General features: G+C 41.6%; 15 protein-coding genes. All 15 read right to left on the reverse strand.

The annotated features are described in order from the left end of the window. Window positions 1-61 precede the first annotated feature (61 nt). Window positions 62-1,777 carry a DNA repair protein RecN gene (gene recN, locus ABC374_RS15875; protein WP_350299441.1) on the reverse strand — a complete coding sequence of 572 codons (1,716 nt, stop codon included), beginning with the start codon at window positions 1,775-1,777 and terminating at the stop codon, window positions 62-64. Window positions 1,778-1,799: 22 nt separating this feature from the next. Further along, entirely contained in the window at window positions 1,800-2,249 is a 450-nt protein-coding gene (ahrC, locus tag ABC374_RS15880) for a transcriptional regulator AhrC/ArgR (protein ID WP_034308279.1), read from the reverse strand. Window positions 2,250-2,575: 326 nt separating this feature from the next. Next, window positions 2,576-3,403: a TlyA family RNA methyltransferase gene (locus ABC374_RS15885; RefSeq protein ID WP_350299442.1), complete on the reverse strand. Its 828-nt coding sequence runs from the start codon at window positions 3,401-3,403 to the stop codon at window positions 2,576-2,578. A 4-nt stretch (window positions 3,404-3,407) separates the two neighbouring features. Then, window positions 3,408-5,300 carry a 1-deoxy-D-xylulose-5-phosphate synthase gene (gene dxs / locus ABC374_RS15890; RefSeq protein WP_413018832.1) on the reverse strand — a complete coding sequence of 631 codons (1,893 nt, stop codon included), beginning with the start codon at window positions 5,298-5,300 and terminating at the stop codon, window positions 3,408-3,410. A 248-nt stretch (window positions 5,301-5,548) separates the two neighbouring features. After that, window positions 5,549-6,442: a polyprenyl synthetase family protein gene (locus ABC374_RS15895; protein ID WP_413018834.1), complete on the reverse strand. Its 894-nt coding sequence runs from the start codon at window positions 6,440-6,442 to the stop codon at window positions 5,549-5,551. Between the two features lies 1 nt (window position 6,443). Beyond that, a complete protein-coding gene (locus tag ABC374_RS15900; RefSeq protein WP_413018836.1) occupies window positions 6,444-6,677 on the reverse strand; it encodes an exodeoxyribonuclease VII small subunit in 234 nt (77 codons plus the stop codon). Beyond that, window positions 6,674-8,026 carry an exodeoxyribonuclease VII large subunit gene (gene xseA, locus ABC374_RS15905; protein ID WP_413018838.1) on the reverse strand — a complete coding sequence of 451 codons (1,353 nt, stop codon included), beginning with the start codon at window positions 8,024-8,026 and terminating at the stop codon, window positions 6,674-6,676. The genes ABC374_RS15900 and xseA overlap by 4 nt, the downstream gene beginning before the upstream one ends. Window positions 8,027-8,156: 130 nt before the next feature. Beyond that, complete coding sequence (gene folD, locus ABC374_RS15910; RefSeq protein WP_413018840.1) at window positions 8,157-9,032, reverse strand: bifunctional methylenetetrahydrofolate dehydrogenase/methenyltetrahydrofolate cyclohydrolase FolD; 876 nt, start codon at window positions 9,030-9,032, stop codon at window positions 8,157-8,159. A gap of 69 nt (window positions 9,033-9,101) precedes the next feature. Beyond that, window positions 9,102-9,494, reverse strand: a complete 393-nt coding sequence (nusB, locus tag ABC374_RS15915; protein WP_063233092.1) for a transcription antitermination factor NusB — start codon at window positions 9,492-9,494, stop codon at window positions 9,102-9,104. 450 nt (window positions 9,495-9,944) lie between these two features. Further along, a complete protein-coding gene (locus ABC374_RS15920) occupies window positions 9,945-10,349 on the reverse strand; it encodes an Asp23/Gls24 family envelope stress response protein (RefSeq protein WP_222620245.1) in 405 nt (134 codons plus the stop codon). A gap of 37 nt (window positions 10,350-10,386) precedes the next feature. Beyond that, window positions 10,387-11,739 carry an acetyl-CoA carboxylase biotin carboxylase subunit gene (accC, locus tag ABC374_RS15925; protein WP_101222529.1) on the reverse strand — a complete coding sequence of 451 codons (1,353 nt, stop codon included), beginning with the start codon at window positions 11,737-11,739 and terminating at the stop codon, window positions 10,387-10,389. 14 nt (window positions 11,740-11,753) lie between these two features. Beyond that, window positions 11,754-12,245: an acetyl-CoA carboxylase biotin carboxyl carrier protein gene (gene accB / locus ABC374_RS15930; protein ID WP_137016193.1), complete on the reverse strand. Its 492-nt coding sequence runs from the start codon at window positions 12,243-12,245 to the stop codon at window positions 11,754-11,756. 615 nt (window positions 12,246-12,860) lie between these two features. Continuing rightward, a complete protein-coding gene (locus tag ABC374_RS15935) occupies window positions 12,861-13,454 on the reverse strand; it encodes a SpoIIIAH-like family protein (protein WP_413018843.1) in 594 nt (197 codons plus the stop codon). Window positions 13,455-13,468: 14 nt separating this feature from the next. Next, complete coding sequence (spoIIIAG, locus tag ABC374_RS15940) at window positions 13,469-14,140, reverse strand: stage III sporulation protein AG (protein ID WP_413018845.1); 672 nt, start codon at window positions 14,138-14,140, stop codon at window positions 13,469-13,471. Between the two features lie 7 nt (window positions 14,141-14,147). Next, entirely contained in the window at window positions 14,148-14,756 is a 609-nt protein-coding gene (gene spoIIIAF / locus ABC374_RS15945; RefSeq protein WP_413018847.1) for a stage III sporulation protein AF, read from the reverse strand. Window positions 14,757-14,762: the final 6 nt, after the last annotated feature.

Genomic DNA, 14,762 nt, shown 5'->3' on the forward strand with positions numbered 1-14,762 from the left:
TTTTGGATAGCTTTACAATGAATGCTTATGATAAATTTTAAATAATCTTCTAACCGGCCCTTCATGATGTAATCTTCAGCCTTTTGGCCAGCTGGATTAATTCATTGGCATGCTGCTTCGTCAAATCCGTAATCTCGACTCCTGAAATCATCCTGCCGATTTCTTTTACTTTTTCCGTTTCAATTAACGGCTTGACCGAGGTATTCGTGCGTCCTGCCCTTACATTTTTTGCTATGAAAAGGTGGGTATCCGCCATAGCGGCCACCTGTGGCAAATGGGATATGCACAATACTTGTGATCCAGTTGCCACTTTATAGATCTTTTCGGCAATGGATTGTGCAACCCTTCCGCTCACACCTGTGTCCACTTCATCAAATATAATGGATGTTATGCCTTGATGTTTGGAGAAAATGCTTTTCAAAGCCAGCATGATCCTCGACAGTTCTCCGCCAGATGCGATTTTGGAAAGAGGTTTTAACGGTTCACCTGGATTGGTGGAAATATAAAATTCCATTGAATCCAGGCCTGATTGATTAATGCCCCTATCTGACAATTCATCGAAAGTATAAGCAGTTTGAAGGAAGTGTGGTTCGAAAATTGTCTTTTCCATGTATAAATCTTTTAATTCCTTATGGATCTTTTTGGTTAACTGCTGAGCGAAGTTCTGGCGAAGTTCAGAAAGATTCTTTGCTTCGACAATTAAATCTGCCTTAATGGATTTCATTTCCTTTTCAAGCTTCGCTATATGGGTTTCCCTATTTTGCAGTTTTTCGACTTCTTCTTCTATAGCGGCTCCATATTCCAGGATTTCCTCGATGGTCCGCCCGTATTTCCGCTTTAATTGATTTATTTCATTAAGGCGGCTTTCAATGAATTCCACACGCTCTGTATCATAATCCAAAGAATCTAATTGGTCTCGGATGTTTGACACGGCCTCTTCAAGCAGGAAGTAGCTATTTGAAACGGTTTCAGAGCTATTCTTTAAACCCTCATCAAGCCCTGCCGCTTCCTCCAAATTATTCATGGCTACGGAAAGCCAATCAATTGCATGCTGCTCACCATTTAAAGCATTATAACTGGTTTGCAGCGCTTCATGAATTTTTTCGAAATTATTAATTTTCTTCCGCTCTTCCATCAATTCTTCATCTTCGCGTAACTTCAAATCAGCTTTTTGGATTTCATCGAATTGAAATTGGATCAAATCAAGGCGGTGGACCATTTGCTGTTCATTTTGGCTCAAGGCATTCAATTGTTTAGAAGCGGTTTCATAACGTTTATATAGCTTTTGGTATTCAGTGAGTGCAGATGCGATTTTTTCACCGCCGAATTGATCGAGCAGTGGAAGATGGAGTCGTTCATCCATTAATTCCTGATGTTCATGCTGACCATGGATATCTATCAATGTCCGGCCTATCTCGCGTAAAGTGGAAATCGTTACAAGCTTCCCATTTACCCTGCAAACGCTTTTGCCACTTTGTGAGATGTCCCTTCGAAGTATCGCCATCCCATCATTCATATCCAGGCCAAACTCTTCCGCTTTGGCAAAGACCGGGTGTTTTTCATCTTCAATTTGGAATAATCCTTCTATTTCGGCCTTAGACTCACCATGCCGAATGAACTCTGCAGAACCACGTCCCCCAACCAAAAGATGAACGGCATCTATTATGATCGACTTCCCTGCCCCTGTTTCTCCTGTCAAGACCGTCAAGCCTTTCTCAAATGAAACGGACAGGCTGTCTATGATCGCAAAATTCCTAATCGATAGTTCTGTTAACAAACTAGGTCACCTCACAACATTATTAGAGCATGTCCAAGAATTTGCCGGAAATGATCTTTGCATCTTCCTCAGAACGGCAGATAATCAAACAAGTATCGTCGCCGCCGATCGTCCCGAGTATTTCTTGCCAATTTAAATTATCAATCAATGCGCAGATTGCCTGGGCATTACCTGGGAGCATCTTCATAACCAGTAAATTGTTGGCTGAGTCAATGCGTACAAATGCATCGACAAGGATTCTCTTTAATTTTTGAAGTGGATTGAAGCGTTGGTCGGCCGGCAGACTGTATTTATACCTTCCATCCGTCAAAGGAACCTTTACAAGGTGAAGCTCTTTAATATCCCTTGAAACAGTAGCTTGAGTTACATTGTATCCAGCTAATTTCAATTCTTCAACTAACTCATCCTGGGTTTCGATATCATTATTCGTTATGATGTCCCTTATTTTTATATGTCGTTGTCCTTTATTCATAAGTAGAAGCACCTCTTCTCAACTGTTGCTCATTTAATGGTAATGGTCTCACTTTCATTTCTTACATAAGCAAGCTGCCCCAATATGGGATTGCTTCGTTATCTTCAATACGTGCAAATAGGCCGCTTTAGAAAGTGGCTAATATTAATGTTATCGGATTTTTATGCAATTGTACAACTTTTTCTCTAAAAATGAATACAAGTGTATTTTTTTACGTACCTATTTTATGTATCCACCCTTAAATGATTCAGTGCATGACCACAATGTATAGTTAAAAAGCTCCTTTAGCCAACCATTCAGCCAAAGGAGCCCATACAAAGTTCTAACTATTCTTTTTTAAATTGGGCATGGGCCTCTCCAACGATGTCGTCAACCGTTTTCGAAAGCAATATCGCTCCTTCATCCTTGGACCCTTGCCAGTGTAAATGAAGTAAGAATTCAATATTTCCATCACCGCCGGTAATCGGTGAGAAGGAGGCATCCTTAATATCATAGCCTTCCTTTATAGAAAAAGAAATGATCTTATCCAATACTTGTTTATGGATTTTGGAATCGCGAACAATCCCCTTTTTACCCACTTGATCCTTCCCAGCTTCGAATTGCGGTTTAACCAAGGCAACGACATCACTATTCGGGACGAGCAAGGTCTTTAGCACCGGTAAAATTAACGTAAGCGAGATGAAAGAAACATCAATGCTTGCAAAGTTTGGCATCTCCCCATCGAGATCGGCGGGTGTAACATAACGGAAATTGGTTCGTTCCATTACTTTAACCCGCTCATCCTGCCTAAGCTTCCAGGCAAGTTGATTATAACCCACATCAAGCGCATAAGACATTAGAGCGCCATTTTGCAATGCACAATCCGTGAACCCACCCGTTGATGAACCGATATCAAGCAGTATTTTTCCATTCACTTGTAAATCGAATTCCCTTAATGCCTTCTCAAGTTTAAGACCGCCTCTTGAAACGTAAGGCATGACTTTTCCTTTGATCGTAAATTCGAGATCGACCGGCACTTTTTCCCCCGGTTTTTCGTACCTCTCTTCATTCGCGTAGACAAGACCTGCCATAACCATACGCTTCGCTTTTTCACGTGTATCGGCCAAGCCTTGTTCTACAAGTAATACATCTACTCTTTCTTTCATCACTTTCATATTGTCAGGCCCTTTTTTCTTTTTTGGGTGTTATCATTTTAATTTTTTTGATGGCTGTCTCAGTCGTTAAACCGATTTCTTCAAGCAGTTCATCGACACTTCCATGTTCAATGAAATAATCAGGTATCCCCATTCGATCTATAATTGCCCCATAAAATCCTTGATCATGGGCATATTCAAGTACTGAACTGCCAAAACCACCTTGAAGAACCGCTTCTTCTATTGTCAAAATAGGCATTTTTTCACCAAGGAGACTGCTTAGCATGTTCTCATCCAAAGGCTTAATGAACCGGGCATTGATCACCTTAACTGAATAATCCTCTTTCTCGAGCAGTTCTGCCGCTTCAAGAGCCATGGGAATCGTTGTACCGAACGTTAAGATGGCAACATCCGTTCCTTCTTTAAGAACTTCCCACGAACCGATTGGAATCTGCTGTAATTCAGTATCCATCACAACTCCCCAACCATTCCCACGAGGGAAACGCATAGCAATCGGACCATCATTATAGTTTAAGGCCGTATTGACCATATGCTGACCCTCGTTTTCATCTTTCGGCATCATCAACACCATATTCGGTACATGGCGTAAGAAAGCAATGTCGAAAACGCCTTGATGCGTTTCACCATCGGAACCAACCAATCCGGCACGGTCGATCCCAATGAATACGTTCAAATTCTGACGGCAGATATCATGCACCACCTGGTCATAAGCCCTTTGAAGGAAAGTTGAATATATAGCCAGGAAAGGTTTCATTTTTTGCGTTGCCAATCCGGCTGCAAAAGTTGCAGCATGCTGCTCGGCAATCCCTACATCATAGAAACGCTCAGGAAACTCTTGAGAAAAGCCCACCAATTTCGAACCTACGGGCATTGCAGGTGTAATCGCGACAATCCGCTCATCGTCACGGGCTAGCCTGCTGACAGTATCGCTTACAAGAGCGCTCCAAGCAGGACCTTTACTAGGGGATTTCACGAAATCGCCTGTCTCGATTTTGTATGGGCCTGTCCCATGCCAGTTTCCTGTTGTATCCAGCTCGGCAGGTGAATAGCCCTTGCCTTTTTTCGTGATGACATGCAACAGTACAGGTCCCTTCGTTTTCTTGGCATATCTTAAATTCTCCAGCAATTCTTCATAATTATGACCATCCACTGGTCCAAGGTATGTGAAACCGAGCTCCTCGAAAAAGATTCCTGAAACCAATAAGTACTTCATGCTATCCTTCAGGCGTTCAGCTGTAGCTGCAAGTTTACCACCGACTGCAGGGATTTTTTTCAAAAGCAGCTCCAATTCATCTTTTGCCCAGTTATATTTGCCGGCTGTACGCAATCTTCCCAATATCGTGTGCAGGGCACCTACGTTAGGGGCTATGGACATTTCATTATCATTCAGGATAACGATCATGTCCTTTTTTTCATCACCGATATGATTCAACGCTTCAAGCGCCATTCCACCTGTTAGGGCACCGTCCCCGATCACTGGCAAAATAAAACTATTTTCACCTTTGATATCACGGGCAGCCGCCATTCCCATTGCAGCTGAAAGGGAAGTCGAACTGTGACCGGTTTCCCAAACATCATGGGGGCTTTCAATCATTTTGGGAAAACCGCAAAGACCTTTGTATTTCTTTAAGGTGTCGAACTCACCTGCTCTGCCAGTCAGGATCTTATGGACATAGGATTGATGTCCGACATCCCATAAAATTTTATCATTCGGACTGTCGAATTCTTTATGCAAGGCTATAGTCAACTCGACGACACCTAAATTGGGACCAATATGCCCACCTGTCACCGATAATTTTTCCACAAGGAATTTACGTACTTCCACACTTAACTCGACAAGTTCTTCATTATTCATCTTCTTCAAAAAAGAAGGGTCTTTTATAGATAGAAGATCCAAACAGGACCACTCACTTTCTGTCATTTTCGGTTGTAAGCATAAACAAAGCCTCATAAAAGAGGGCTATGGGGGACTTGACCGAAAAATTGGTTTTAAGTTAAAAAATAGCCGCCAACACCCAGGTGATTTCGGCGGCTTAATATACCTATTTTATCACGTATCTCAAATAAAAAATTCATTTTGATTTTCACATATTTTTGCACAATGAGTATACCATAAAACCTCAATTGATAACAAATTTAGCTCAATCAATGGTTACGGTTCGCTATTAAATCGGTTAGTTCATCCAACAAACCCGTTTGTAAGGTTGTTTTTCCTAAAGCGGCATGGGCAAGTTCTATATGATGTTCCAACTTTTCCTTTGCCCCTTGAAGCGTAAGTATAGAAGGATATGTGCTTTTATGATTACCCACATCACTGCCAACCGGCTTACCGATCAACTCGACGGACCCTTCAATATCCAGAATATCATCCCGAATTTGAAAAGCAAGCCCCAGGTGGTATGCAAAGTCACGTAAATGGAGTTGCTGTTCTTCATTCGCCCCGGCTAATATAGCACCGGAAAGGATGCTTGCAGTCAATAACTTCCCTGTTTTATGTTCATGGATATACTCCAATTCCTGAAGGGTCAGCTGTTTATTTTCACCTTCCATATCGGCAACTTGACCTCCAACCATTCCTTCGGCTCCGGCAGACTTCGCAATTTCACTTACAAGACTCAGCTTCATTTCAGCCGTCACCTCGGGATCGATCATATCCGTCACCAATTGAAAGCTATATGTAAGAAGCGCATCACCTGCCAGTATTGCCACCGCTTCACCGAACACTTTATGGTTCGTCGGTTTTCCGCGGCGGAGATCATCATCATCCATCGCCGGAAGATCGTCATGAATCAAAGAATATGTATGGATCATTTCAATGGCAGCCGCTGCAGGAATCCCGATTCTCAAGCTTTTCCCAAAGGCCTCCAGAACCGCAAAGACCAATAACGGGCGAATCCGTTTACCCCCTGCTTCCAGTGAATAGATCATGGCTTCTTTGACCACTGCCGGTGCTTTAAGCTTATTGACATATTCCACGATTTCCCGTTCTATAACCGTTTTATATTCTTTAGAAAACATTTCAAAGGACGCCGTTCCCATGTCATTCTTCCTCCTGTACAGCGAAGTTTTCAAGTTCCCCATCTTCGCGTAAAATTTGAGTCAACTGATCTTCAACTGACTTAAGCTTTGAATGGCAAAGCCTTGATAAATCCATTCCTTGTTTGTATATGGAGATGGCCTCTTCCAAGGGCACATCGCCTTCTTCCAACTGTTCTACAATTTTTTCGAGATTCTCCATCGCTTCTTCAAATGTAGCTTCCTGTTTCTTTGTCATGGTTCAATCCGCTCCTTTATTTCTTTAATTTCACATTCAAGGGTTCCATCTTTAATCGAAACCGCTATCTTATCCCCTTTGGATACTTGCTGTGTACTTTTCACTAATGTCTCATCCTCAGCAAAAACCAATCCATAGCCCCGTTCCATGATTTTTAGTGGACTGAGGGCAGACAAAGTGGCTGTAATATGAACGAATTGCTGTGATTTTTGCCGATAGATGGCTTCCATGGCCCTACGTAAAACCTTTGCATGCTGCCGCAATTCATCTTTCGCATTTTTCACCGCTTGTTCAGGATGCTGCTTTTTCAGAATTTCGTTCAGCTGATTCAGCTCATCTCTCTTTTTCATGAAATATCGCGTGCTGGTCCTCCCTAGCCTTTCCATCGTCTTGTCTAGCTGTTCCAGCTTCTGTTCATACATTTTATGCGGATAACGGAAAGCATAAGACCTCTCCATCCTGGTCAAACGGGTTCGTTCAAAATTAACCGCTTCTTGAATGGAACGGGTCAACCGATTTTTGCGGTTCATCAGTCGTTCGAGTATTTCATTCAAGTGAGGAACCGCTAACTCCGCTGCACCAGTCGGTGTAGGAGCACGCATATCGGCGACAAAATCAGCAATGGTAAAATCAGTTTCGTGACCGACAGCAGAAATTACCGGTATATCGGAATCATAAATCGATTCAGCCACTATCTCCTCATTAAAGGCCCATAACTCCTCGATCGACCCGCCACCCCTTCCGACAATGAGAACATCGCTTTCCGCCCTTGCGTTAGCCATTGAAATTGCCTTGGCAATCGATTTAGCGGCATTATTCCCTTGTACAAGTGCTGGATAAACAATGATCCTGGCGATTGGATATCTCCGCTTGATGGTTATCAGGATATCTCTTAATGCAGCTCCGGTCGGAGATGTTATGACTCCTACAGACTTAGGGTACTGCGGGATCGGCTTCTTATGTTCGGCCAAAAACAAACCTGCTGCCTCCAGCTTTTTCTTCAGCTGTTCATAAGCAAGATACAAATCCCCCACACCATCAGGGGCCATGCTTTTCACATAAAGCTGATACTGTCCCCCTGCTTCATATAATGATATATCGCCCTTAACAAGTACCTTCATACCATTTTCGGGCAGGAATTTCATCCCTTTATTATTGGCGGCAAACATAACGGAAAGTAGTCGGGCCTTCTCATCCTTTAAAGTAAAATACATATGTCCGCTTGTATGTTGTTTAAAATTCGAAATTTCACCTTTTATGTATACATTTTGCAAATGGGGGTCGGCATCGAATTTCCTTTTGATGTACTTCGTTAAAGCCGACACACTCAAATATTGTTGGTTGCTCATATAATGTCTCCTTCCGATGGAAATCGGATATAAAGAAAACTCACCTATGGATCCATAAATGGAAAAAAAAGCGGTCTCCCGTTATTATAAAACAAGAGGTCCGCTTCTTTAAAATAATTTAACGTTTTTTTCAGCTTTTTAATGCTTGCTTGTTCTGTTCAAGTGCTTTTTCAGCAGATTTGACCGTATTCTTCATAAGCATCGTAATCGTCATGGGACCAACGCCTTTAGGAACAGGTGTAATGTATGAAGCCTTATTTTTCACTTCATCAAACGCCACATCACCGCAAAGCTTCCCTTCATCATTCCTGTTCATTCCGACGTCAATGACGACTGCGCCTTCTTTAATATGGTCACTCGTGATCGTGTCCCTCTTTCCGACAGCTGCCACAACGACATCGGCTTGCTTGGTATAATATGCAAGATCCTTTGTCCGTGAATGACAGTAAGTAACGGTTGCATTTGCATTTAAAAACATTTGTCCGGCTGGTTTTCCGACGATATTACTTCTCCCTACGATGACAACATGCTTACCTTCAAGGTCATAGTCGATATACTCAAGCATCACCATGACGCCGTATGGAGTACAAGGTAAAAATGCATCCTGTCCCGTCATCATCCGCCCAATATTAATCGGGTGGAATCCATCTACATCCTTTTCAGGGGAAATCGCTTCAATGATCGCTTTTTCCTGAATATGTCCAGGCAATGGCAGCTGCACCAATATACCATGAATGCTGTCATCCTGGTTTAATTCAGCAATGCTCTGAATTAATTCCTCCTGAGAGAGTTCCGCAGGCTTTTTAATTAATACGGAATGCATGCCCAAGTCCTCACAGGCCTTTTGCTTATTGCGCACATAAGTTTGTGATGCTTGATTGTCACCGACCAGGATTACAGCCAAACCCGGAACGACATTTTTTTCACGTAACTGTTGAACTTCCTTTCTGATTTCCTGCCTAACTGACTCTGCAATTTCTTTACCATTAATGATTTGAGCTGACATGTGTTTATTCCTCCCAAGTTAATTTTGCTAAAGAAATTGCTGAGAGAATCCTTGTTCAAGGCTGCAGCTTTAGCTGCCGCTTTTCACCTTTACTTTGGATAAAACGGCATTTACAAAGCTGCTCGATTGATCATCACCGAATTTCTTAGCAATTTCAATAGCTTCATTCATTGCAACACTTACAGGAACACCTTCACTGTGAACCATTTCATAGACCGCGATCCGCAGTAAATTCCGATCAATGTTCGCCAGTCTTTCCAACGTCCAATTCTCTAAATTGTCCCTGATCATTCCATCAATTTGTTCACGATTTTCCGTTATCCCCATTACTAATTTCTTGAAGTATTCATCAGTAGGAGCACCATCCAGTACGCTTTCCATTGCTTCTTCTGCATTCGAGTTGGCAATATCTATTTGATATAGTGCTTGAAGGGATTTTTCACGGGCTTCTCTTCTTTTCATAATCTTACTCCTTTAACATCTACTATTATATATGAAAATGCTAGAACAAACGAACATTAAATAACATTTTTTCAAAAATATTAAGATTTTCGCTATATTATTTAAAAAACAAGCTAAATCCCACTAAAATTAAGGCCAAAAGACTCAAATATCTTGATTCAGGATAACAATTCAAGATTACTTTCGGAATTAAACGGCCAACACAGTACCATACTTTTTGAAAGTGTCAAAAAGCTCATGCCTAGCTTTCATGCTCATATTTCACCTTTTACACTCTAACAGAAATCACCCTTGAATTAAAGGGAAACTTCCAGACACCGCCTTATTATGTTCATTTAAATTTAATATTATAAGCAGGCCTCAAAAACGGGGTATCTGGAGTAAACATTCAAAAAAACAAAAACCCGGCTTTTTGCCGGGTTTTTGCAGGTGCGAATCGAATGAAGCCACTTACACTTCTTGTTCGTAATCCGCTTCTTGTTTAGCGTTTTCAAACGCAATGCCCACTACATGAATGTTCACTTCGCCCGCGTCGATAGCGGTCATATTCAACAAAGCTTCACGAATGTTATCTTGCACTTCCTGAGCAACTTTCGGAATTGAAACACCAAACTTCATGACACAATAAAGTTCGACTTTGATGGATTCTCCCGTTAAGTCCACTTTAACACCTTTACCGTGGTTCTTTTTCCCAAGCTTTTCAACAACACCTGTGGCGAAATTCCCGCGCATATGTGCAACACCTTCAACTTCCGATGCAGCGATACCCGCAATCACCTCTATTACCTCAGGTGCGATCTCCACTTTGCCCAGCCCACTATTATAATCATTCATTTCGAGTAATTGGCCTTCCATTTCACTCATTCAAAAGCACCTCCTGTCTTCCTTTACATTATGAGTTCATTACATCATATATTTCAAGGAATTTGGTATTAAATTCTCCGGAAACAAATTGTTCATGCTGAAGTAACTTAATATGGAAAGGAATTGTGGTACTGATCCCTTCAATGACAAACTCACCTAAGGCGCGTTTCATCTTTTCGATTGCCTCTTCCCTAGTAGGTGCATGGACAATCAATTTAGCGATCATGGAATCGTAATACGGCGGTATCGAGTACCCAGGGTATGCCGCGGAATCAACACGAACTCCGTAGCCGCCTGGCGGTAAATACATTTGAATCTTACCTGCGGAAGGCATGAAATTCTTTTCTGGATTTTCAGCATTGATCCGGCATTCGATAGACCATCCGTTATAAGTGACATCCTCTTGCGAAAGCGATAGTTTGCTGCCTGAAGCAACTTTGATCTGTTCTTTGATCAAATCCACGCCCGTTACCATTTCTGTAACAGGGTGTTCAACCTGGATACGTGTATTCATTTCCATAAAGTAGTATTTTCTATTCACATAGTCATAAATAAATTCTACTGTTCCGGCACCTGAATAATTAACGGCAAGTGCTGCCGTTACTGCAGCCTGCCCCATTTCCGCACGTGTTTCACCATCCAATGCCGGTGAAGGGGTTTCTTCAACAAGCTTTTGCAAACGTCGCTGGACCGTACAATCACGCTCACCTAAATGGATGGCATTGCCATGATTATCTGCCATGACCTGTATTTCAACGTGTCGGAAGTCCTCGATGAACTTTTCAATATACACGCCTGGATTCCCAAATGCTGTCGCGGCTTCCTGTTGTGTGATGTTAATGCCTTTAATGAGCTCTTCTTCCGTCCTTGCGACGCGGATACCTTTACCGCCCCCGCCGGCAGTAGCTTTGATGATGACTGGATAGCCCATTTCATTAGCTAAAGCCACACCCTCATCCGTATCCTTAATTATGCCTTTAGAACCTGGAACGATCGGTACACCAGCTTTGCGCATGGTTTCCCTTGCTACGTCCTTTGTTCCCATTTTATTGATAGCTTCTGGGCTAGGACCGATGAAAATGATATTGCATTCACGGCATAGCTCAGCAAAGTCAGCATTTTCAGCAAGGAAGCCATATCCTGGGTGAATCGCATCGGATCCCGTTTTCTTGGCTGTGCTGATAATGTTCGTTGTATTTAAATAACTGTCTTTTGATAATTTAGGACCGATGCAATATGCTTCATCCGCAAGTTGAACATGTAATGCTTCTTTATCCGCTTCTGAATAGACCGCAACAGTCTCGATTCCTAATTCCTTGCATGCCCGGATGATTCGGACAGCAATTTCCCCGCGATTGGCAATTAATACCTTTTTAATCATTTAGAAACAGCTCCTCATTCCGGCTTTACTAAAAATAATGGTTGACCATATTCTACAAGCTGGCCTTCTTTTACAAGGACTTCAACGATTTCACCGCTTACTTCGGCTTCGATTTCATTGAAAAGCTTCATCGCTTCCACGATGCAGACGATGGAATCCCCCGTTACTTTATCGCCTGTTTTTACGTATGCAGGTGAATCCGGTGCAGGAGATTGGTAGAATGTCCCGACCATCGGAGAAGTGATTTTATGTAAATTTTCAGTGTCGGCTGCAGCCGGTTTTGCAGGTTCAACAGCTTTCGGCACTTCAGGGGCAGGGGCCGCTGCAGGCTTGACCTCTACAGCTGCATTGGTTTGAACAACTGCTGGAGCTGCTGCTGGGTGTAATACTGTACCCGTTTCAGTTTTTTTCAATTTAATTTTCGTTCCTTCATTTTCAAAAACGAATTCACTGATATTTGATTGATCGACTAGCTTAATAATTTCACGAATTTCTTGCACTTTCATTTTGTGGCACCCCTTGTCTAATTTAATATGAGTTTGTGAGGCAATAATATTTTATGTAACCTTACCCTTAGCTTATCCTACTTTGTCCAATACTGCACAAAGTAGCCGCTTTCTTTATGCGAATGCGAATAAACTGAATACAAACCTCACCTGTATTATAACAGATATTTCACTTTCTCAAAATATTGTTTCCCTTAGAGAATTGAAAAGTTTATGACCAGCTTCTAACATCATACAATATTAGCTTATACAAATTCAATGATAGATTAGTTGTAACTTGTTATCCATACTTTTATATTACACCTTTATTATAATATTGTGAATATTTTTCAACTGGGGCACCTTAACGCTTTCTCTTGAATTTTGCATTTCACTCGTAGAAAATCAGCAATAATATCCACTATAATTACTTTTCTAGAATATTACGGAGGATCATTATCAACGATTCTATTTGCGTTCCTGATATCAATTGACATAAAAAAACTTTTCCTCTAAAGTTTCCCGGTTTGAGATAGTAAAAAAAATCATAATTAAAAGCCTCCCTTTTTTTATTAAGGAAGGCTTTCAAATTTTTAGGATGTTGCACTGTTCTGTATCAGCGTTCTGTATGTGTGATCACTTTTCCGGTTGGAAGTCGACCACTACATTTTGCGCATCGCTCACTTCTTTCCTTACGAGGCGGATAATGTTATTAGCCTCTGTTTTCGTTTGTTTATCGGCCTTGACACTCACCTTGACATCCGTTCCGTCCACCCGGACCAGTGCGGCATTGTAATCCATGGCAACAATTAAGTTTTCGATGATATTTTCTTTTACTTTCGTTTCACTTAATTGTTCGATTTTTGCATAAGCCTCGTCTCGTTCTTCAGCTGATAATTCTGTGTTGCCCATCTTTGCAGTCAATTCTTCATTCAGCTTCGCCCGTTCATCTTCAATCTGCATCCTTAAGGATTCGAACTCATCTCCAGATGCAATGGTTACAGAGGAACCTTCTGTATTTTTGGACGTTTCTTTTTCACTTTTAGTTTCCCCTTTTGTATCCTCTTTGTTCTCTGTTTTGCTTTCAGTTTTATTTTCTTCCTGTTCCATTTGCTCTGTTGACGTCATATCGGCGGCATTTTCTTCAGGAGCGGTTAAATAATAGACTGAAAGCACAACGACCAAACTTAGCATAGTCAATAACCAAACGGTTTGTTTTTTTAATAACATGTAGATTTTCCCCCTTATTTTTTAGGCATGACAGAAACCCTGTGACTCGGTACATCAAGTGAGCGTGTGACAGCCTCGATGATCCACTTCTTTATTTGAATGTTTTCGGCCCCTTTTGCAACTACCAGGACTCCTCGTACACTAGGCTTTTTCGTTTCCGAAATGATCGGTCCTTCTTTCTCACCGCTCTTAACCAAAACGAGCTGTTCATCAACCGATGTGTCTTCGACCGTCCTTTTGCCGCCTTCCTGGTCGGTTTCTTCAGTGACTTGTTTTTGGGTGACTTTGTTTCGTTCATATACTTTCTTCTCGGATGCATCGACGTAGATTACGACTTTTACATCCTGGACGCCTGCGATGGATTCAAGCGCTTCCTTCATTTCATTCTGTAGATATATTTCATAGTCTTTTGTAGTCTTGAATTCTGATTTCTTCTGTCCGAATGTTTCAACATCCTCTTCATCATCCTGCTTTTTATCATTATTGAATACAGTCGTCACTTCAGATGTTTGTCCCGTCTGGTTGGTGGTTAACAAATTCCCGGCCATCATGATTCCCGATCCCAAAAGGACAACTATTAGAGCATAGACATACAGGGAAGGTTTTTTTTCCTTAGGCTCTTTTTGGTCAGGGTCTTTATTTAATAGTTTTTGCAGCCAGGATAATGGACCTTTGTCTTTGTTCAATACTCAGTCACTTCCTTTCCCCGGCGATTTCAATGATCTCTTCATCAACAGACCAACTTGTTGCCAGAAACCTTTTGACAGCATCCAGATTGGCATCATTTGAAGTGGATGGGCTATCTGCATTGATATCAACCTTCGCTACTGCCTCTATCTCCGAGTTTTCTTTCCCTTCTGCCTTTTCCAATGAGATGGTTATGTTCTGCAGATCATCAACACCAGGTTCTTCCTCATTCTTGACCCCTACATCAATTGAACTAATTTTCATGTTATAATCCACTATCAGCTCCTCTTCCACTTCTGTCTGTAATTGGACAGCCATTTGTTCTAAAATATATGCACCCTGTGCTGCTTGTATTTCTTTTTTCTTCATTTCTGTCAAATTTCCTAAATCTTTTTTTTTCTGATCTTCAAATTCACTAGTAGCCGCAGAGAGGATTTCGTCGAAATCCTTATTGAATAATCCCAATATAGGAGTGATGATGATCGCAATCAGTAAAAGTCCGATTACCATTTTGGCATACTTCTGTAAAGCCGAATTCGGAAGAAGCATATCGATCACAGTAGCCAGCAATACAAATATGATGATGTTGGATACCCAGCCAGCTAAAAAACTCACCAAGCC

This window comes from Peribacillus phoenicis (genome assembly GCF_047238085.1).
Classification (GTDB): domain Bacteria; phylum Bacillota; class Bacilli; order Bacillales; family DSM-1321; genus Peribacillus.